16 protein-coding genes are annotated in these 21,206 nt (G+C 68.2%); 7 read left to right on the forward strand and 9 right to left on the reverse strand.

What is annotated here, in order from left to right; genetic code table 11:
• Window position 1 precedes the first annotated feature (1 nt).
• Window positions 2–871: an aldo/keto reductase gene (locus tag AC30CM_RS00605; RefSeq protein WP_490114867.1), complete on the forward strand. Its 870-nt coding sequence runs from the start codon at window positions 2–4 to the stop codon at window positions 869–871.
• 2 nt (window positions 872–873) lie between these two features.
• Here the strand turns inward: AC30CM_RS00605 and AC30CM_RS00610 are convergent, their stop codons facing one another.
• Window positions 874–2,385 (reverse strand): serine/threonine-protein kinase, encoded by a 1,512-nt coding sequence (locus AC30CM_RS00610; protein WP_490114868.1) that lies wholly within the window; start codon window positions 2,383–2,385, stop codon window positions 874–876.
• Between the two features lie 291 nt (window positions 2,386–2,676).
• Here AC30CM_RS00610 and AC30CM_RS00615 point away from each other — a divergent pair, with 291 nt between their 5' ends.
• From AC30CM_RS00615 to AC30CM_RS00625, 3 genes are read left to right on the forward strand one after another with little or no spacing between them, the layout of a single operon-like run.
• Entirely contained in the window at window positions 2,677–5,094 is a 2,418-nt protein-coding gene (locus tag AC30CM_RS00615; protein ID WP_490114869.1) for a TPR repeat domain-containing protein, read from the forward strand.
• Window positions 5,091–5,975, forward strand: coding sequence for a hypothetical protein (locus AC30CM_RS00620; protein WP_490114870.1), 885 nt, complete (start codon window positions 5,091–5,093; stop codon window positions 5,973–5,975). The genes AC30CM_RS00615 and AC30CM_RS00620 overlap by 4 nt, the downstream gene beginning before the upstream one ends.
• A 1-nt stretch (window position 5,976) precedes the next feature.
• A complete protein-coding gene (locus tag AC30CM_RS00625; protein WP_490114871.1) occupies window positions 5,977–6,810 on the forward strand; it encodes a hypothetical protein in 834 nt (277 codons plus the stop codon).
• Here AC30CM_RS00625 and AC30CM_RS00630 read toward each other — a convergent pair whose 3' ends face one another.
• Complete coding sequence (locus AC30CM_RS00630) at window positions 6,811–8,643, reverse strand: serine/threonine-protein kinase (RefSeq protein WP_490114872.1); 1,833 nt, start codon at window positions 8,641–8,643, stop codon at window positions 6,811–6,813.
• Window positions 8,644–8,697: 54 nt separating this feature from the next.
• Window positions 8,698–9,993: a threonine/serine exporter family protein gene (locus AC30CM_RS00635; protein ID WP_490114873.1), complete on the reverse strand. Its 1,296-nt coding sequence runs from the start codon at window positions 9,991–9,993 to the stop codon at window positions 8,698–8,700.
• A gap of 66 nt (window positions 9,994–10,059) precedes the next feature.
• Here AC30CM_RS00635 and AC30CM_RS00640 point away from each other — a divergent pair, with 66 nt between their 5' ends.
• The gene (locus tag AC30CM_RS00640) at window positions 10,060–10,521 is read left to right on the forward strand and encodes an SRPBCC family protein (protein ID WP_490114874.1); all 462 of its coding nucleotides are present in this window, start codon (window positions 10,060–10,062) and stop codon (window positions 10,519–10,521) included.
• Window positions 10,522–10,657: 136 nt separating this feature from the next.
• On the opposite strand, the gene AC30CM_RS00645 is transcribed toward AC30CM_RS00640, so the two are convergent.
• From AC30CM_RS00645 to AC30CM_RS00665, 5 genes are all read right to left on the reverse strand, one after another.
• A complete protein-coding gene (locus AC30CM_RS00645) occupies window positions 10,658–11,326 on the reverse strand; it encodes a rhomboid-like protein (protein WP_490114875.1) in 669 nt (222 codons plus the stop codon).
• Window positions 11,327–11,349: 23 nt separating this feature from the next.
• Entirely contained in the window at window positions 11,350–12,330 is a 981-nt protein-coding gene (locus tag AC30CM_RS00650) for a DUF3533 domain-containing protein (RefSeq protein ID WP_490114876.1), read from the reverse strand.
• 113 nt (window positions 12,331–12,443) lie between these two features.
• Window positions 12,444–12,647, reverse strand: coding sequence for a cold-shock protein (locus tag AC30CM_RS00655; RefSeq protein ID WP_490114877.1), 204 nt, complete (start codon window positions 12,645–12,647; stop codon window positions 12,444–12,446).
• A gap of 118 nt (window positions 12,648–12,765) precedes the next feature.
• Entirely contained in the window at window positions 12,766–14,625 is a 1,860-nt protein-coding gene (gene stpK7 / locus AC30CM_RS00660) for a serine/threonine protein kinase StpK7 (protein ID WP_490114878.1), read from the reverse strand.
• A gap of 98 nt (window positions 14,626–14,723) precedes the next feature.
• Window positions 14,724–17,492, reverse strand: coding sequence for a M4 family metallopeptidase (locus tag AC30CM_RS00665; protein ID WP_490114879.1), 2,769 nt, complete (start codon window positions 17,490–17,492; stop codon window positions 14,724–14,726).
• Here AC30CM_RS00665 and AC30CM_RS00670 point away from each other — a divergent pair.
• Entirely contained in the window at window positions 17,464–17,889 is a 426-nt protein-coding gene (locus tag AC30CM_RS00670) for a hypothetical protein (protein ID WP_490114880.1), read from the forward strand. The genes AC30CM_RS00665 and AC30CM_RS00670 overlap by 29 nt on opposite strands.
• A 142-nt stretch (window positions 17,890–18,031) precedes the next feature.
• Here AC30CM_RS00670 and AC30CM_RS00675 read toward each other — a convergent pair whose 3' ends face one another.
• Window positions 18,032–18,364: a hemophore-related protein gene (locus AC30CM_RS00675; protein WP_490114881.1), complete on the reverse strand. Its 333-nt coding sequence runs from the start codon at window positions 18,362–18,364 to the stop codon at window positions 18,032–18,034.
• 361 nt (window positions 18,365–18,725) lie between these two features.
• Here AC30CM_RS00675 and AC30CM_RS00680 point away from each other — a divergent pair, with 361 nt between their 5' ends.
• Entirely contained in the window at window positions 18,726–21,203 is a 2,478-nt protein-coding gene (locus tag AC30CM_RS00680; protein ID WP_490114882.1) for a phosphoketolase family protein, read from the forward strand.
• The last annotated feature ends 3 nt before the right edge of the window (window positions 21,204–21,206 follow it).

A 21,206-nucleotide genomic window follows, 5' to 3' on the forward strand; every position in this document is an offset into this window, starting at 1 on the left:
CATGACGGACGCAACGACCGCAGCTGCCGCAGGCACCATCACCCTCGGTGACCTCACCGTGAATCGGCTCGGCTTCGGGTCGATGCGCCTGACCGGCAAGGGCGTCTGGGGCCCGCCCGCCGACCACGACGAGGCCATCCGCGTGCTGCGCCGCGCAGTCGAGTTGGGTGTGAACTTCATCGACACCGCCGACTCCTACGGCCCCTACGTCGCCGAGGACCTGATTCGTGAGGCCCTCCACCCCTACGCCGACGGCGTCGTCATCGCGACCAAGGCCGGGCTGCTGCGCACCGGGCCCGACGTCTGGGTGCCGCTGGGCAACCCGAGCTATCTGCGCCAGGAGGTCGAGATGAGCCTGCGCCGCCTCGGCGTCGAGCGCATCGACCTGCACCAGCTGCACCGCGTCGATCCCAACTTCCCGCTGGAGGACCAGGTCGGCGAACTCGCGAAGTTGCAGCAGGAGGGTAAGATTCGGCACATCGGCCTCTCCGAGGTCGACGTCGATCAGCTCAAGGCGGCGCAACGGGTGGCGCCCATCGTCTCGGTGCAGAACCTCTACAACCTGACCACCCGCACCGCCGAGCCGCTGCTCGACGAATGCGAACGTCAGGGCATCGCGTTCATCCCGTGGTTCCCGCTCGCCGCCGGCCCGCTCGCCGACGCCGACGGCCCGCTGGCCAACCTGTCGTCCGAGCACGGCGCCAGCCCGTCCCAACTCGCGCTGGCCTGGCTGCTGAAGCGCTCGCCGGTGATGGTGCCGATTCCCGGCACGTCCCGCGTCGACCACCTCGAGCCGAACGTCGCCGCCGCCGGCATCGAACTCACCGACGAGGAGTTCGATGCCATCGACAAGGCGACGGCCGACGCGTAGCGCTACCGCGCCCCGTACTCCAACGCAGGATCCGTCTCGGTTCCGCGACCACTCGAGATGGTCAACGCGTCAGGGGCCACCCGGTACTTGAGCCCGTCGGGCGGATTCACCGCCTCGAAGCCATCCCCCACCGGCACGGCCTTGTCGATCCGCAGGTTCGCGCCGTCGCGCAGTCGCTCGCCCTTGTAGTAATAGGTGCCCGACGACCGCTCGCAGATCACGGCCAACGACAGCTTGGTCCGGATCATCGCCGCCGGCGTCGTACCCTCGTCGCAGCGCGCGGTGTGTCCGACGAAGCCCTGCGCGTCGGTGCCCGACACCCCGCTGATCGGACTGTCGTTGGTGGTCGTGGTGGGCGCTGCGGCCTCCGACGTCGTCGACGGCACGCCGATGCCGCGCCGCGGCTCCGTCGTCCCGCCGCTGGACACCACCAGGCCAGCTAACACCGCGGCCAAGGCGAGCATGCCGGCGATCCCCGCCACCAAGGCCTTCTGCGAGCGGCTGAGCTTCGAGCGGCGCTTCGGCTGAGCGGGTCGCGGGGGTGCGAGCGGCGTCACGGGCAGCGACGGGTGTGACGTGTAGGCCGGCGGCTGCATGGCCGTGAATTGCTTGGTCCGGGGCGGGCGGGGCGGAGCGCTCGGCGGGGCGGGAGGCGTGATGGCCGGCGGGCTCGCCACCCGCCCGGACGCCGCGGCCGACGCCGCCCGCGCCAACTCCCCCGCCGACGCGTACCGCTGCGCCGGATCCTTGGCCATGCCCTTGGCGATGACCTCGTCGAACGCTCCCGGCACCCCGCGCCGCATGATGCTGGGACGCGGCGGCGGGGAGAACAGGTGGGCGCTCATGACCTGCCGCAGATCGCCCGCCTCGAACGGTGCGCGACCGGTCAGCAGCTCGTACAACAGGCAGGTCAGCGAGTAGACGTCGGCCGCGGGACCGCCGGGCTCGCCGTTCAGCCGCTCGGGCGCCATGTAGGCGCACGAGCCGATGACCATGCCGGTCTTGGTCACGGTCGCCTCGCCGCCCCCGTAGGCGATCCCGAAGTCGACCAGGTAGGCGAAGTCGTCGGGGGTGAGCAGCACGTTCTCCGGCTTGATGTCGCGGTGCACCAGCTGGTTGGCGTGCGCGGCGTCCAGCGCCGAGGCCACCTGGCCGACGATCCACGACGCCCGGCTGGCGGGCAGCACGCCGTCGCGCAGCAGGTCCTTGAGGCTGGCGCCCTCGACCAGGCGCATGTCGATGTAGAGGACGCCGTCGATCTCGCCGAAGTCGTGCACGGGGATGACGTGCGGTTCCTGCAGGCGGGCGGCGATGCGGGACTCGCGGCGGAACCGGTCGCGGAAGGTGGGGTCGACGGCCATGTCGGGGCGGAGCAGCTTGAGGGCGACCACCCGTTCCCGCACGGTGTCGTACGCGCGGTACACCTCGCCCATCCCGCCGATTCCCACGACGGACTGCAGCTCGTAGGGCCCAAAGCGCGAGCCCAGCCGTGCATCGACACTGGAAGAGCCCATGACCGCTACTCTCACCCTTTCGCGTGCGTGTCCTCGTGACCGCGCAGGTCGCTGCCCGTCAACGCTGACGGAGTTCCCGCATCTGTCCCGCTCAACCCGCTCCCCGCGGCAGGTGACCTGCGACGACGCCGAAGTCGTAGCAGCGCAACCCAATTGCTCGTCAGCCACCATACACACGTCGGCTGCGACCGACGACCGGGCGACACGGGGCGGGCAACCCGACAATTCCTGTCTCGAAGCTGGCAACCCATGCGAGATAATCGAGAGTGAATTTCAAGTGGAGGGGTGAGCGTGGGGGCCATTGACGGGTTCAACGCGACCTGGAAGCAGGCGCGGCAAACGTACGGCGAAGGCACACCGGCCACCGGGGAGAGCTTCGATCAAAGTTCCAAGCTCAACCAGTTGAAGTCCGACATGGACGCCGCGGCCCCCGGCGGCCGCTGGCAGGGCACCGCCGCCGACGCCTACGGCAAGGTCAACACCGACCATCAACAGGTTCTCGGCCGGATCGCCGAACTCGACCAGAAGGTGGCCGCCCAGGTCAACAAGGCCGCCGACATCGTCAGCAAGGGCCGCCAGGATCTCGAGACCAACCGCACCTGGGTCAACGACGCCGCCAACTCCACGACCAACGACCGCGCCGGCCAGACCATGAAGATGGTGATCGCCAGCAAGGGGCTGCAGCAGCTCACCGACATCATGCAGGGCACCGACCGCGACATGCAGCCGGTGAAGAACGACCTCAAGAAGCTCCAAGAAGAGTACGAAACCGTCTCGAAGACGCAGAAGTATTCGAAGGACGGCAAGGGCGACAAAGAGGACAAGGACGCCGACGCGCTCGGTGACGAGCTTGGAGAAAAGAAGGACGAAGAGCAATCGCCTGCCGAGCAGGGCAAGGCCGACTCCGAGGCCATGCAAAACGGGACGCTGACCGATGAGCAACGCCAGCGAATCGAGACGAACACCAAGCTCTCGCCGGAACAGACGACAGCGCTTAAGAATGGTTCGACGACCATTCCGCCCGACCAGATGGCCTACTTACAAAACTTCTCTCGTGAGTTCGGCGACAAGACCCCACGCGAGATCCAGCAAATCATGGAGAAGAACGGCGATACCGGCAATCGCGCCATGGACGCGATGCAGATCGCGTCCAACCCGAACATCACCACCGGCGTACCGCCTACCGACCCGCCCTCGCTCGAGCACCCCGCCGCGGGCGGCAAGTACGCGCTTCCAGACGGAATCCAGAAGGTTCTCGACGGGCCCGTCCTAACCGACGTGCAGTATGGACCTCCTGTGAAAAACCCGGATGGCTCTATCGGGATGCCGGAAGTGATCGGAGCAGCGCAACCGGTCGACGGGTTGAACTCATTGGCGGACATCATGCAGAAGGGCGACCCGTCCCTCCGCATGGGCACGGCCTTGGACTCCGGCATGTTCAGCCAGAGCGAACGACTCCTCGCGGAGTCGAACCAGTCGCCAGTCCCACTGGTGGACGGCAAGAACGACATTCCGCGCTGGCAGCACCAGATCGTCGATCCCACGTTGCAGAACATGTTCAACGCAGTCAATAAAGATCAGATGGTCATCCATGACGCGTTGGTAGGCCCTCCCCAGACGGGGGACCATGGTGAGCAGACCTTCCTCTCACCCCGCGGAGAGCGATTCTTGGACAACATGACGATGCACCAGTGGCAGGACGACGGCCTTGCTGCAGGTGGATTGTTCGATTGGGTCGGCGATACCGCCGATCACGACGTCAGTGACCGTGCAGCACAAACCGCGCACGCACTGGCGGAGTTCACTAGCAACCACTCTCCCGAACTACTCAACCTGCAGGGTGCCGACAACCAGTCTCTGGGACAGGTTAATCCGGAGTTGACTCGAGACATGGCCAGGGCCTTCGCGCCCTACATGGATGACATGGTTGGCAAGAACTTCGGCGGCAACAACGGTCTGTTCTCACCCCTAGACCCCGATGGCGCCTCCAATCAACCCACTCATACGCGACAGCTCATGAGTGTTCTCTTTTCCGATCAACCCCCCGCGGGACAACCGATAGACCCAACTGCTCCCAAGACCGCCAGTCAAATCATGTTCGACGCGTCCAAGGGATACATCGACACTGCGTTCGACCGCACAGCACTTTCGGTTGCCGATCCGAACGTGCCGGATGACACGACTTCGATGAGGTCCGCGGCGAAACTTCAAGCGGCGCTCGATCTTGGGTCATTCGACGAGGCGAATGACCGGATGGGCGACGAGTTCAATGCCAAGCACAGTTCTTGGGAACTGCGATCGATGCTATTCGACGCCGCATCGACCGGAGCAGAACACCTACCTGGGGCCGCCGGCCCATTGAGTGAGGCAGCCGGACTCGGTAAGGAGATTCTTCTGGGCCCTGAACCGGTTCGCGGACAACCTCCCAATCTTGAGTTGCCCGATACTTTTCCGATTGAGACACATATGGCCGAGGCATTGGCTCGGGCACATATGGGCGATACTTCGCTCGTCGGCAAGTACATGATTGGCGATGATCTAACGGCCCCGCCACAGACGGGCGACGGCCGATACGCCCAGTACCAACAGGACATCAAGCAATACATGAGCGAGAATGATCCTTCGGGGACGACTAGAGGCCTCGTAGACGAGTACTGGAGGCTCTACGCCGGCGCGATCGTTTCGAGCTACCCGAGGCCGCCGCAATGATGAGACGCGTCGCACTGCTGATCGCGACCCTCATTCTGTCGTTGAGTGGTTGCGCCCCGCCCGATGAAGCAAGCGAGAAGAGCACAGCAGGTAACGACTCTCCGGCCTGGCCGAAGACTTTGACAAACTTCCGCTTTCACTGGACTGCCGCCCCTGGAATCGATCTTACGACTCAACCAGCAGTCGCGATACGTGCCTACCTTGAGTCCTATCAGATCGCGTCCATGACTTTTGACAAAAACAACGTCTATCCAGGTTTTCTTCGCGCAACAGCGGAGAACCTCCCGCAAACCGGCAACTACTTGATGCAGAGCGTCAATGTTCGGCCGCTGTCTTGGCTGACAGGGAATCCGCCTCCGGCCGTAGCGCAGTACGGCTTTCAGACGCAGCACTTACTCGAACTGAATCGCGAGAATGACGGCTACCGCGCAATAGTCTGCACCGGCGAGTACTCGCAATTCACCGCTGCCACGTCCGACGCTACGAAATTCGTCTCAGGTGGCGCCGCCGAGGTGGACGGTAAGGTGGTGCCGTATCCGGACGGACCTTATGCGGGTATATCCGTCAGGCAGATTGCACTTGCAAGTACTTCAGCTGGCGAAAATGGGGGAAGCTCGGCGCTTCAACCGCAACGGGGACCCTCGCCCGCACCGGACGTCGACGTGTTCGGCACGTGGTTCGTCTCCGGCGCAAGCACTTCGGGCTGGGGGCCTCTGCAAGACCCGTCAAGCAAAGCGTTTCCCTCAGCGGAACTCTTAAGCCGTTGCGCCGCTGCGATGCCCGACGATGAAGCTCAACGCCGCGCTATGATGACCGGACTCAAGGATCAACCGCCCGCCGCGGGCAATCCGATTCCCGGTTGGCCAACCAATACCAGCTGAGATGACTGACTCGAACGGTGGCGCGAGCTGGCGCGCACATCGATGGCTGCGCAGTTGCGCATTCGCCCTCGCTGCGATATCGCTCGCCTCCTGTAACTCGGCCGAACAAAGTGGAACGCAGCACGTCCTGGCCGGACCGCTCCGCGAGCAGACTTACGTGTGGAGAGCCGGTCCCACAATCGTTTTGACCAATGGCGCTGCGGTACCGGTCCGAGCTTTCATCGAGTCGCGGCTCGATGCCCAGACGATGGGCGACATGAATTACGCGTATCCCGGGTTCGACGACGCCGTAGCTCAAAAGCCAGAACTCTACGACCTGCTGCGGTCCAACCTGCGGCCTGACGTCGACCGCGGCGCAGTTGCAAATCCCCCAGTCGGAACGAATCGGTTCTCCCTCTCATCGATCGACCAGAACGGACCCCAGGTGATTGCGACTGGGTGCAACTACCGCTACGGGTTGGCTCATCGGAACCCGAATGGGTCGTACTCAAGCGTCGCCAACGTGTTCCAGAACGACGACGGCATCGACGCCCTCAGGCTGTTCCTCACGCCGCCTAACACCCCGAGTTCGCTACCGCCCCAGCAGGGAACTGACGCCGCGCCCCGCGACAATGTCTTTGGCGGGTGGAAAATCACCGGTTCACTCGACTCATGGGTCAGTTCGGACAAGGACTTCAAAAGCGCTTGGCCGACCTACGAAGCAGATCTCGCCACGTGCGTCGCCGAAGCCCCCGACCCACCCGAACGCCGCGCCTTCCTCACCCAGGGCGAGCACCCACGCACCGACTTCCCCACGCTGCCACCGTCTCCCGGGTGGCCCGCACCCTCGCAGTAGCTACGGGTTCATCCTCGTGCTGCCCGCGATCGGGTGCGTGGTGCTCACCAGCTTCGCGATGCAGTTGTCCTTGTCGAACCCCTGCTGAAGACACCACCCGAGCACGTCGTCGGGGTCCGAGGATTTCAACCCCACCACCGTCACCCAGAAGTCGCGGCCGTCGTAGGTGGACCAGTCACCCGACCACAGCAGGTGCACGTCGGGGAACACGTTGCGCAACCGCAGGTGCTCCTCCAGGATCGCCTGGTTGTTCCACGTGATCCCCCTCGCCACCAAACCCACGCGCTTCGAACTGATCTGCGGGATCCACCAGTCCGCCAGGTTCACCGCCACCGAGGGCCGGTCCTCGTCGGCGATGCGCCGCAACCGGTCCACGCTGATCTGCTCCATGTTCGGCCCCGGCGGGGCCGTGCTCGTCCGGCTCGGCGTGGTCGGCTTCGGCGGCGCCGTCGTCGCCCCCGGATCGACGGTGTTCATCACCAGGAAGTCCACCCCGGCCTTCGCTTCGGCCTCCGTGTAGCTCATCTCGCGGTCCTGCCCCACGTGCACGCGGTAGAAGTGCGCACCCGCAGGCACGTCCACCACCTCGAAGTTCAACAGACAATCGTCCTTGATCGCGATGCTGCGCCGAAACGACCCCTTGGCCAACAGCTTTCCCGACTCGTCCTCCACCGTGATCGGCGCACCCGGTCCGATGTCGCCGAACTCCCGTGCCCCCGCGCACTTGTACCCCGCGGGCAACCCCGTCGTCTTCATGTCCGCCCCGGCCAGCCGCAGCTTGCCCGTCAACGTGAACGGTTCGGCCACGGGCGCCGTCGCCGCCGGCTGCAGCGCGAAGTAGGCCACCACCGCCACCACGATCGCCAGCGCCACCGCACCGGCGACCAGCGCGGGCACGAGGCGCCGACGCTTCCGCGGCGTGGCCACCTCCGCCGCCGGGACCGGGGCCGCCACCGGCGCCGTCATCGTGTCCACGGTGTGCAAGCTCGGCACGGGCGCCTCCTCAGAGCCTGCCAGCGCCTCCGCGAACTCCGCACACGTCGCGAACCGGTCCCGCGGATCCTTCGCCAACGCCCGCGCCAGCGCCGCGTCCATGCCCGCCACATCCGGCCGCCCCAGCGACGGCGGCTCGGCGTTCAGGTGCTGGCCGATGACCACGGCCGGGTTCGAATGCTGAAACGGCGGCGCCCCCGTCAACAGGTGATACGCCGTCGCCGCCAGCGAGTACTGATCCGCCCTACCGTCCAGCTCGAGCCCCATCAGCTGCTCCGGCGCGGCGTACGCGGCCGTCCCCACGGTCATGTTGGTGGCCGTCAACCCACCACTCGAATCTGCGATCTCCCGCGCAACTCCGAAGTCGCCCAGCAGGATTCGCCGCTCACCAACACCATCGTCGGCCACCAGGATGTTCGCCGGCTTCACGTCACGGTGCAGCAACCCCTTGCCATGGGAGTAGTCGAGCGCGGCGGCCACGGCCCTCACCACCGCCAGCACCTCCTCGCGCGGCATGCCGTCGGGATACCGCTCCCGCAGCAGCCGGCCGACGTCCGTCCCGTCGACGAAGTCCATCGAGATCCACAGCCGCCCCCGATACCGGCCCCGATCGAGGATGCCCACCACGTGCGGATGCCACAGCTTCGACGCGAGGTCGGCCTCCCGATTGAACCGCTCCACGTAGTCCGGGTCGGCCGACACGTCCGACCGCAGCACCTTGATCGCATCGTGTCGGGGCAGCCTCGGATGCCGGGCGAGGTACACCTCGCCCATCCCCCCTGCGCCAAGCTGCCGCTCGATGACGTACCCGGCAAACCTCGCGCCGTCCCCCAACGGCATGGCAGGACGGTACCGCAACGCCACGGGTGATCACAGCCGAATCCGTTCGAATCCCTACAGCGCCCCCCGCGGCATCCGCCCGTTGATGGTCGCGAACACACTCCACCCGATCACCGTGCCCAACGCGATCGAGAAGACCGCCGCCACCGTGCTGCCCAGCGTCAGCACGTCGCCCTCCCCCGCGGCGGCCTCGCCCAGCGACTCGAAGCTCAAGGCCCCCGGCACCAGTGACCAGAACGCCGCCAGCATCATCACGATCGCCGGCGGCGACGTCTTGATCCGCGCCGCCAGCATCGCGAACGGCACCACCAGGAACGCCCCCACCGCACCCGAATGCGTCGGGGACAGGACCATGCCGCCCAACTGCTGGCCCACCAGTGCGACCGCCACCGCCAGCATCAGCCACACGAACGAGCCCGGCGGCGCCGACAGGTAGAAGTACAGCCCGATCGCCACCACCACGATCGCCACGTACAGCGACCACTCGCCCATCGGCGCGTGCGGGTGCTGCGGTTGGAAGTCGGTCCCCAGGTGGATCCCCAGCCCCACCCCGAACACCAGCAGCATCAGTTGCGTCACCCCGTAGATCAGGCGCGTCGCCCCGCTCATGATCTGGCCGCTCGCCAGCTCCATGGCCGCGATCGTCAACGCCATCCCCGGCAGCATCGCCACCAGCGGCGGGCTGATCACCCGCAGCAGCCCGTCGTTCACCGCGTCGGCGACGAAGTCGGTCGCCAGCACCGTCACCACCGCGGCGGCCAACGTCGGCAGGATCGCGGTCAGCATCGGAAAGGGCCGCCCCAGCAACGTGATACACCCGACCACCGCGCCCAGGAAGACGTACGCCCACAGCGCCGCCCACGTCGGGTTGATCACCAGACCGAAACCCACCGTCGTGACGACGTAGCCCACCACGGTCAGCACCGGCCCGAAACGCGTCGGCGTGGTCCGCGCCGACGCCGCCTCCCGCGCGGCGTCGACCGCGGTGATGCCGCCCACCTCGGCCAGCTCGGCGATGGCGTCGATGCGGCCCGCGAGGTTGAGCTGCGCGGTCTGCCTGCTCACCCGCTCCACCTCGTAGGCGACGGTGCCCACCTGCACCAGCAGCGCCGTCGGGAACACCACGATGCGCACCACGTGATCGGTGTAGTTGCGCGCGATCGAGTGCAGCCGCGCCTCGACCAGGTGCGTGGGCTGATTGCACTCCAGCAGCGCGACGCCCAACTCCCGCAACATCGCCGCCACCTCGGCGTCGTCGTCGACCAAACCGCCCGTCAGCGCCTGCGGCACCTCCTTGCGAATGGCACGCAGGAACCGGCGCACCGGCCCGGGGCGATCGTCAACGGTCACCCGGAGATTGTGCCGTCGCATAGCGGGTACCGCACCCACGAACGAGCAGAATGAGAGGAGTTCGCAATGAGCACGCACACCGCTTCGGTGGACGTCGACCGACCCATCCGCGTCGTCTACGACCAGTGGACCCAGTTCGAGACCTTCCCCCACTTCATGGAGGGCGTGGAACGCATCGACCAGCGCGACGCCACCCACCTGCACTGGGTCATCAAGGTCGGCGGCGTCACTCGCGAGTTCGACGCCACCGTCACCGAGCAGCATCCCGAGGAGCGCGTCGCCTGGAAGTCCGACAGCGGACCCGACCACGCGGGCGTCGTCACCTTCCACCGCCTCGACGACGAGAAGACCCGCGTGACAACCCAGATGGACGTCGACCCGGAGGGTTTCGTCGAGAACGTCGCCGACAAGCTCGGCATCCTCAAGGCCCGCGTCAAGGGCGACCTGGACCGGTTCAAGGAATTCATCGAGAGCCGGCCCAGCGAGACCGGCGCCTGGCGCGGCGACGTCTCCCGCCCGGACGCCTGAGCCCGGCCGAACGACGACTCGCGTGGCGTTCACGGAGGTCCGTCAGGGCGCCGCGAACGTCACGGTCGCCGGCCTGGGCGGCGGTGATGCCCCGCACCCCGTCGCCCAGGCCATCCCCGACGACACCGGCGAAATCCTAGGAGGAAAGCGGGTTTTCGTCACGCGCACGGCGGCGCACCGCCGCTTCGATGCCGGCGACGTCCGGGTAGGGCCGCCTGCCTTGCCGCGGCAGCAGGGGCGCCGCCGCCAGGCCCACGCCGAAGGCCGTCAGGTGTCCCAGTTCGGTGAACGTGGGCCGCACCGCAGCGTTGACGGCCAACGCGCCGGTGGCGAGCACCTGGGAGCGCAGTCGATGACGCCGTTCGACATACGCGGTCAGCGCCCCCGCCACGCCCAGGGCGAAGTAACTCGTCCCGACGTCACGGGCATCGGCCAGTCGCCGTGGCGCCCGTCCCTTGCGAATCGACCAGTGCACGCGGCCCTGCCCGACGAACGTCGCCACCACGTGGGCCGTCATCCCGACGAGGAGCCAACGGCCCCAACCCATTCGCCGTTCCGCGGGCGCGACCACACCGGCGAACAGCGGCACGTACGGCCACCACGTCCGGTCGTCGAGCCAGAACAGGCTGGTCACCAGCACCCGCAGCGGGTCCGAACGCAACCGGCGCAGGTTCGTCGAATGGTGCCGCTGCACGCGCTTGGCCGCCCGCCGGCTCAGCGCCCGCTGCCGGCGCGTCGTGACGAACAGCACCGCCAGCCAGAGGAAGGTCAGCGGCGCACCGCCGACACGTTGCGAAACACCCACGCTCACACCGTATCCGCCGCCCCTCAACGTTGCGCCGGCGACGTGTCGAGTCGGCGCGCCACCACCACCAGCACCGTCAGCGTCAGCGCCAGCCAGGTGCCGATCACGACGAACGGCAGCACCCGCTGATGCTCGGGGAAGTAGGTCGCCGAATGCAGGGCGGACATCGTCGAGCCACTGGGCAGCGCGTGGTTGAAGAACCTGAAGGGCTGCGGCAACAGCGACGCCGACACCGCGCCACCCGACGACGTGTTGCCGAGCAGGATGAACGTCAGCCAGGTGGGGATGATGGCCCACCTGCCCACCAGGATCAGCATCGTCGAGTTGAACAACGCCGCCACCGCCACCTGCAGGGACAGCAGCAGCCACAGCATCGCGAACGGCGTGCGCAGCGCGTGCAGCACCGGACCGGTGACGATCGCCAGCGCCAACCCGCCCAGCACCGTCAGCACCGCGACGCTGGCCAGCCACGGGCCCAGGGTCAACGACTTCACGTTGGCGCGGAGTTGGAACATCGTGACGAACCCGAGGATCGTGGCCGCGATCACGGCGTAGAAGGCCGCCAATCCGCCAGGGTCCTCGGGCGGCAGCGGGTTCACGTCGACCACCCGCAGCTGCGCGGTCTCCGGCGCGGAGCGGTCGAGTTGGGTGAGGATGCGCGCGGCGGACGCGTCGCTGGCGCTGGAGACCACCAGTTCCGGTGGCACCGACGTGGCGTCCACGACGGCCGTGACCTGTTGTGCCTCGATGGCCGCCAGCGCGTCCTGCCGCGTGGCGAACGGTCGCGCGTCGAATTCGTGCTCGCTGATCTGCAACGAACCCAGCAGCGCAGCCGACGGCGCACCAACGATCCCGATGCGCAGGTGATGTGGAAACGGGCGCCCCAGCGCCACGGTGTAGGCGGCGGCAAAGGCCGACGTCATCACGATGGCGATGGCCAGGACCGTCGCCACCGTGCGCCACTCGGCGGGAAGCACGCGAGCGCGACGCATCAGGCCGCGCATGTCCACGACGGCGGGAATGACGCGAATCCGGGCTGGACGAACGGCGCCCAAACGAAACGTAGGCCGGCGGGGACTGGGCCCCACCGGCCTACGTCAGCGAAGATTGCGCTCGCTTAGATTGCGGAGACCTGGACTGCCTGCAGTCCCTTCGCGCCCTGCTCGACCTCGAACTGGACGCGCTGGTTCTCGTCCAGCGTGCGGAACCCGTTGCCGGTGATCGCCGAGTAGTGGACGAACACGTCTTCCGCGCCGCCGTCGGGGGTGATGAAGCCGAAGCCCTTTTCACCGTTGAACCACTTCACAGTTCCCTGTGCCATACTTTCCAACTTCTTTCCTGATGAATAGGTGCAGATCACACCCGCGAGGAGCGTAGCACCCCAATCGCCGTGCGTCCTAGTGTCGGCGAAAGTCATTGCAATGCAACGGGCGTTCACCTCACTGGCGGGCACCGTTGAGCTGGGGCCGGTCGATCATGCCGGCGTCGACGCCCCACATGGTCGCGATGGTGCGGTACTCGCCGGTGGCCATCAGATGCTCGAGCGCCCGGCGCAGCGACTCGGCCAGGGCGGACCCCTTGGCCACCGGCCAGCCATAGGGCGCGACGCGGGTGATGGTACCGGCGGTCTCCAGTCGTCCGGCCGACAACTTCACCGCGAATCCCGTGACCGGCGAGTCGGCCGACATCGCCACCACGTCGCCGGCCACCAGCGCCGCCGTGAGATCGTCCTGCCGGGTGTAGACCACCTCGTCGATGGGCGCCAACCCCGCGGCGACGCAGGCGGCGGACCGCTCCGGCACCTCGGCGGTGTCCTGGACGGAGGCGAACGTGACGCCCACCCGTAGCCCGCACGCCGCGTCCGGATCGACGTCGGTGCCGGCCCGCTTGGCCCACTGCGTGCCGGCCTGGAAGTACGTGACGAAGTCGACGGTCCGTTCACGCTCGCGGGTATCGGTCAGCGACGACATGCCGACGGTGAAGCTGCCACCGCCGACCGACGGCAGGATGCTCTCGAACGCGGTCTCGCGATAGTCGGGGTGCAGGCCCAGCACCCGGCTGACGGCGTTCATCAGGTCGACGTCGAAACCGACGATGCGGCCCGACGAGTCCTTGAACTCGTTGGGGGCGTACGGGGTGTTCACCCCGATCACCAGGCGTCCCGTGGCCCGCACGTCGGGCGGCACCGTCGCCGCGATCTCGGGCACCGCACCGTCCGGCGCGGCGCTCGGCACCGTCGACTCCGTCACCCCGGCGGGCGCGGCGTCCGGGTGCGCGCCACCACCGAGGTGATAAGCGCCCAGAGCACCGGCGGCCGCCAACAGCACCACCGCGCCCGCCGTCAGCACCGCGCGCCGGCGCACGCGGCGCCGCCTCGGGAAACGCGTCAGCGGGGTCTTCGGGCGGGGCTTCGGGAGCGGCTTCGGGAACGGCCTAGAGAGGGACGCGGCATGCCTGCCCGACGTCCGCCTCGCACGCGGAACCGGCGCCTCGAGCGCTCGGCGCGCGGCAGCGGCCAGTTCCGTCGCGGTCTGATGACGCTTGCCGGGCTGCTTCGCCATGCCCTTGGCGACGACCTCGTCGAAGGCGCCCAGCCGCACAGCGGTCTCCGACGGCTTCGGTGGCGGCGCCAGCATGTGCCCGGCGATCTGCCGCTCCACGCTGTCGGCCTGGTAGGGCCGGACACCGGTGAGCAACTCGTACAGCACGCACGCCAGCGCGTACACGTCGACGCGGCCGTCGATGGCCCCGCCCTCGAATCGCTCCGGGGCCATGTAGCCGAGCGTGCCCAAGGTGTTGCCCGCAGTCGTCATCCCCTCGGCGCCGAGGGTGCGCGCCAGGCCGAAGTCGATCAGGTAGGCGAACCCGGATTCGGTCAGCAGGATGTTGGACGGCTTGACGTCGCGATGCACGAGCCCGCCGCGATGCGCGGCGTCCAAGGCCTCCGCCACCTGTTCGACGATGGCGACGGCCGCCGCCGGATCGATCGACTGCCGATCGTCGGCGAGGATCGCCCCCAGCGTGCGGCCCTCGATGAGCCGCATGTCGAGATAGAGGCGGCCGTCGATCTCGCCGTAGGAGTGGATGGGTACGACGTGCGGGTCGTTGACGCCGGCCGCGGCCTGCGACTCCTGGCGAAACCGCTGCTGGAACACCTCGTCGGCCGCCAGGTGCGGCGGCAGCACCTTCAGCGCCACCACGCGGTCGGTGTTGGTGTCGTAGGCCCGGTAGACCTCACCCATCCCACCGCGGCCCAGCAGCTCGTGGAGTTCGTAGTGTCCGAAAGGCTTCGCATCCACGCCTGAACTCCTCGGCTGCGTCCCATCGGTGTGTCGCCCGACGCTACCGCACCCCTGATGCGGGCCGCGTGACAATGGCAGCGCCTGCCACGATTCGCTCACACCGCCACGAGCTGCGGGCTGCGCACCGCGGCCGTCGCGGGCGCCCACCAGCCCGGGTCGACGATCCCGGCCGCGTCGAACGCGTCCGTGACGGCGCGCAGCTGCGCGGCGGAGAAGCCCTCGGCGCGGGCGCCAGCGAGCACCGCCGCCCGCGCGTCGACGAACCTGGCGCCGGGCTGCAGCCGGTACAGCGAGCCGTAGAACACCTTCGCCCACGTCTGTACCGACACCGTCGCCGTCCGCGCGTCCGACATCATGCGGTAGGCGGCGTAGTTGACGATGCCGCTGTTGGTGTGCACGCCACCGTTGTCGCCGACCAGGAGCCGATAGTCGGCGTAGTTGGAGGGCTGGCCGTACGCGCCGGGATTGGCCATGCTCCGGATGGCCCTGCCCATGTCCTCCCCGATCAGCCAGCGTCCCGTGCCCGGATCGTGTTCGATCAGGCTGCCCAGGATGTCGGCGTAAGCCTCGTTGAGCGCACCGGACTCCCCGGTGTACACCAACCCCTCGGCCGACAGCGGCAGCGTCTGCACCACCGTCTGGATCACCGCGTGCGTGAACTCGTGGCCCACGACGTCGAGCGCGTTGCCGAACCCCGCGCCGAACGCGAAGCCGACGTGTCGGGCCAGCGTGTACTGGAACGCGTTCTGATAGTCCGCGGGCAGCATGGTGATCCGGATCGGCGCACCATCGCCGACGCCGTCATAGGAATTGCGGCCCAGCACGTCCCGGTAGAACTCGACGACGCGCAGCATGTTCGCGTAGGCGGCCTGCGCACGCGCGTCACCCGATCCCAGTCCCCCGGGTAGCGTGTCGTCGTCGTAGCTGCGGTAGATCGTGATGACGGGCGCGGCGGCGTCGAGCGTCGGCGACACCACGCCCAGGACGGCACCGCCGGACGCGCCGTTGGCCGCGACGTAGAACGTCACGTCGGTGTGGGTGAACACCGGGCTGGGCGCGTCCGGGTCGAAGTCCGCCGGCGTGGGTGTCGTGAACACCTCGACCTGCCAGGCCAATCGGGGCCGGGCACCCAGGTCGTAGACCACCGTCCGCGCCTGCACCGTCAGCGAGGCGTAGAAGCCCGCCACCTGGGCCGCGCTGACGTCGCCCTGGATCATGGACGCCAGCTCGGTGAGCGCACGCGTGACCGCCTGGGGTGCGGTGACCCCTGCCGGGGTGGTGTCGACGGCGGCCAGCGCGGGGTCGTACGTGCTGAACAGACCGGTCACGGTGCCGTCCGCCGCGGTCGCCAGGATGACCTGGCGAGTGAACGTGGGAACCCCGGCGACGGCCTGCGCCAGCCGGTAGTACCGCGAGGTGATCTCGCCGGTGGCAGCCACCACGTCCTGCTGCACGATCAGATCGCTACGCGCGAAACCACTTTCGGCGCCGAGCACGCCCGCCACCGAGTTCAACACCGCCACCGCGGAGTCGACGCCGACCACCGGGGTCTGGGTGAAGCTGCCGTCGATGACGCGGACGTTGCCGTTCGCGTCGCTGCTGACCTCGATGGCGCCCGCGTTCACCTGGTCGCGCAAGGCAGCCGGCGTGACCGGGGGCAGCGGCGCCGTCGCGGCCGGGGTGACGACGACGGCGACCGAGACGTCCTGGGAGCCAACGGGACCGGCCAGGGTGAAGGTGAGCGTCTCGCGGTCCACGCCAGGAGTGGCCAGCGCGTCGGCGCGTGCCGCCGTCGTCGGGGTGAACGCGAAGCCGTACACGGTGAGGCGCCCGAACGTCGTGGTCGAGGTGGGCGCCAGCGTGCCCCGCGTCGACACCGGCGCGGCGACGGTGGCCCCCTGGGAGTCACGCGCGGCGATCGTGACGAGCACGGTGCCGTCGGCGGCGTCGGGGGTGCCCGCCGTGGCGGTGACGGCGGGTGCGGTCGGGTCGACGGCGGTCAGGCCGACGTAGGCCACCACGCGCCGCGCAGCCGCCGGATCCAGGAGGTCCTGCAGCCCGTGCAGCCGCGGGTAGGTCGAGTTCTCGTTCACCGCAACGACGAAACCGTCCGACCCGACATACCCGGCGTTCGGCGTGTAGACGTAGGAGCCGCCGGCATCGAGGGTGAGCGCACCGTGCTGGGGACCGGAGACCACGGCGTAGGACAGCGGGTCCCCGTCGACGTCGGCACCGCCGACGTTGCCGTACAGCTGGCCGGTGGTGACGTCGGCGACCTGCCCCGTCGGGGCCAGGGTCGGCGACGAGTTGAGGAACTGTCGGCGCACCACCGCGAACACGGCCCAGATCAGCGGGGTGTCCGGCGGCATCGGCATGCCGGGAACGAACAGCGGCGCCAGCGCAGCGCCAATGGCGTTGACCGCGAACGTGATCAGGTTCGTCGGGATGCTCACCAGCGCTTGGGCGACGCCGACGAACGGCTGCTGCACCGCGACGGTGGGTGGCGGCAGCGCCACGAAGGCGGCGGGCTGGGCGGGTTGGTCACCGGAGGGGGTCCGTGCGGCGGATGGCGCACCGGCGACCGCGGCGGACGCATCGGGCATCCGAGTGCCGCCGTCGGACACCGGTGAAACCGACTGCACTGCAGACGGTTTCACGCTGGCGGCGGTGGTACGCGCCGGCACCGCCGGTGCGGCGTCGCCCTCGGGCGCCGGATCGTTCCCGGCGGCCTCGGGCTCGGGGGCCGCCGCGGACTCGGGGACGGCGGCGGGCTCGGTGGGTTTCGCCGAGGGCTTCTCGCTGCCGACGCGGCGCGCGCCACCCGAGCTGCCGTAGGTGACCTTGGGCGACGTGCCGACGCGCACGGTGGTGGTCGCCAGAGAAGGGGAGCTGGTCGGGTTGGTCGACGGCGACGGGTTGGTCGACGGCGAGGCCTGGGGCGCGCCGGTCGCGTCCGACGGGGCGGACGGCCCCGGTGACCCGGACGCCGCCGAGCCCGATGCCGACGACTCCCCGTCGGCCTGGGTCGAGGGACCGGTCGAGGCGTCACCGCCCGTCGAGGACGCCGAAGACGCCGAGGACGCGGCGGCCGATCCCGGCGTGGCCGGGGAGTCGTCGTCGGCCCAGGCCGTGCCCGGGGACGCCACCACCGCGACGCCCACGCCGAGGGCCACCGCCAGGGCTCCCACCCGGCCGATCACCGCGGATGTCGTCATGCGCGCCCCCCCGATCGGCCCTGGCGTCACCACGTCGCGGTCCTGATCGACCGAAACTTTTGACGTCGGCGTCAGTTACCCGCGTAACACTAGCAGGAGCGCGGTGCCGTCAGACCCGGGACGCGAAAGAGGCCGGCCCCACCGGGGCCGGCCTCTTCCGTGACGTGCGTCGAGAGTCGACGTGTGCGTCAGTAGTTGTTGCAGGTGCTCGCCACGTTGTTGATGAGCGGGTAGTACGCCGCCAACTGCGGAACCGCCTGCGCCTGGGCGATGAAGCCACGACGCTGCTCCGGGCCGGCCGCCACGAAGCTCTGCAGGTAGCCCTGCGCCATCGGGTTCGCATTGATCTGCGCGGCAGCCGCGGGATCCTGAGCGTTGACCGCAGCCATGATCTGCGGGTAGGTGCAGGTGGAGTTCACCAGCGCCTCGGTGTCGGGCGCCGCGGACGCGATGCCCCCACCGGCCATCAGAGCAGCCGCCGCGCCACACGAGGCGATGACCGCCTTCGTCGCAATTCGCATTCTCTTTACCTTCCGACCCTTGATGTCTTTGACCTTGGGAAATTGCTGCTGTCGTAGCAATTCAGTGCGATCAGTCCACCACACTAAATTGGAAATCGTCCAGTCGCCCGACTTCGTTACAACCACTAACGACGCCGTCCTTGCACGCATTCCCCGATCTTCCGGGCACCCGTCGGGCGCTCGTCCTCTCATACCCCGGCGTGCGCCGGGACAATCGGGCGAATCGATTTGCTCACACTCCGGGGCGCTACCGCACCCGGGTTTCTCCGCGATGAACATCGAGGTGCGACGACTGCACGAAGCGCTCGCGACGGGTTACATGGACGGTGGCGGTGACCCCGATCGCGTAGGAGACCTGGCGATGACCACAGGACGGACCACCTGGCGAACCCTCGAGCCCACGACGTTGAACGACGCCGCCGTCGCCCGCATCGACGGCTGGTGGCGGGCCGCCAACTACCTGTCGGTGGGCCAGATCTATCTCTTGGACAACCCGTTGATGCGCACCCCGTTGTCGCGCGACGACGTCAAACCGCGGCTGCTGGGTCACTGGGGCACCACCCCGGGACTGAACTTCCTGTACGCCCATCTCAACCGCGCCATCAAGGAACGCCAACAGTCCACCCTGTACGTGACGGGGCCCGGTCACGGCGGCCCCGGGCTGGTGGCCAACGCCTACCTCGACGGCACCTATTCCGAGCTGTACTCCGACGTCACCCCCGACGCCGAGGGCATGCGGCGCCTGTTCAAGCAGTTCAGCTTCCCCGGTGGCATCCCGAGCCACGTCGCGCCGGAGACCCCGGGTTCGATCCACGAGGGCGGCGAGCTGGGCTATGCGCTGTCGCACGCGTACGGCGCCGCCTTCGACAATCCCGATCTGCTGGTCGCCGCGGTGGTCGGCGACGGCGAGGCCGAGACCGGTCCGCTGGCCACCAGCTGGCACTCCAACAAGTTCACCCACCGCGTCAACGACGGCGTCGTCCTGCCGATCCTGCACCTCAACGGGTACAAGATCGCCAACCCGACCATCCTGGATCGCATTCCGCGCGACGAGTTGCGCAGCCTCCTGGTCGGGTACGGCCACGAGCCGTACTTCTTCGACGCCGACGAGCACACCGACCACGGTGCGGCGCATCGCGAGTTCGCGCGCCTGCTGGACACCGTGCTCAACGAGATCGGCGAGATCAAGGCCCGCCCCGAGGCGCCGGAGGGACCCGAGGGCGAGTCGCGTGTCCGGTGGCCGATGATCGTGTTCCGCACACCGAAGGGCTGGACCGGTCCCGCCTCCATCGACGGCAAGAAGACCACCGGCTCGTGGCGCGCGCACCAGGTGCCGCTGTCCAACGCGCGCGACACCCCCGAGCACCTCCGGGTGCTCACCGACTGGCTGGCGTCCTACCGGCCCGCGGAGTTGTTCGACGACGAGGGCACGCTGCGGCCCGAGTTCGCCGAATTGGCCCCCGAGGGGCAGCTGCGCATGAGCGCCAACCCCCACGCCAACGGGGGCGCCCTGCTCCAGGACCTACGCCTGCCCGACTTCCGGGAGTTCGCCGTCGACGTGCCTGCGCCGGGCGCCACCATCGCCGAGTCGACGCGCGTCCTCGGGCGGTGGCTCACCGACGTGATCCGGCTCAACCCCCGAAACTTCCGCATCTTCGGGCCCGACGAGACCGCCTCCAACCGGCTGCAATCGGTGTTCGACGCCACCGACAAGCAATGGAACGCCGAGTTCTTCGGCCCCGAGGTGGACGAACACCTCGCGCGCGCCGGCCGCGTGCTGGAGATGCTGTCGGAGCATCAATGCCAGGGCTGGCTCGAGGGGTATCTGCTGACGGGCCGCCACGGCCTGTTCAACTGCTACGAGGCGTTCATCCACATCGTCGACTCGATGCTGAACCAGCACGCCAAGTGGCTCAAGGTCACCAACCACATCCCGTGGCGTCGGCCCATCGCCAGCCTCAACTACCTCCTGTCGAGCCACGTCTGGCGTCAGGACCACAACGGCTTCAGCCACCAGGACCCCGGGTTCATCGATCACGTGGTGAACAAGAAGGCCGAAGTGGTGCGCGTCTACCTGCCGCCGGACGCCAACACCCTGCTGTCCACCTACGACCACTGCCTGCGCTCACGCCAGTACGTCAACGTCGTGGTCGCCGGCAAGCAACCCAGCCCCAACTTCCTCACGATGGAGGAGGCCGTCGCGCATTGCACGCGGGGCCTCGGCATCTGGGAGTGGGCCGGCACCGAGGAATTGGGTCGGGAACCCGACGTCGTCATCGCCACCGCCGGTGACGTGCCGACACTCGAGGGCCTGGCCGCCGTCGACCTCCTGCGCAAACACTTGCCGGAGTTGAGGATTCGCTTCGTCAACGTCGTCGACCTGATGCGCCTGCAGGACGACGCGGAACATCCCCACGGCCTGGCCAGCCGCGAGTTCGACATGATCTTCACACCGGACAAGCCGGTGATCTTCGCCTATCACGGCTACCCGTGGCTGATCCATCGCCTGGTCTACCGACGCACCGGCAACGAGAACATCCACGTCCGCGGCTACAAGGAGGAGGGCACCACGACGACGCCGTTCGACATGGTGATGCTCAACGACCTGGACCGCTACCACCTGGTGATCGACGTGATCGACCGGGTGCCGCACCTGGGCTCGACGTGCGCGACGCTGCGGCAGCACATGGTGGACAAGCGCATCGCCGCGCGGGAGTACACCCGCGCCCACGGCGACGACATCCCCGAGGTGCGTGACTGGATGTGGCCGACGGCCCACGGCGCGTCGTTCGCCGACGGCGTGGCGGCCACGGCCTCGACCGGTGGCGACAACGAGTGACCC

The sequence above is a fragment of the Mycobacterium sp. DHQP2018-32-09 genome (assembly GCF_058148405.1).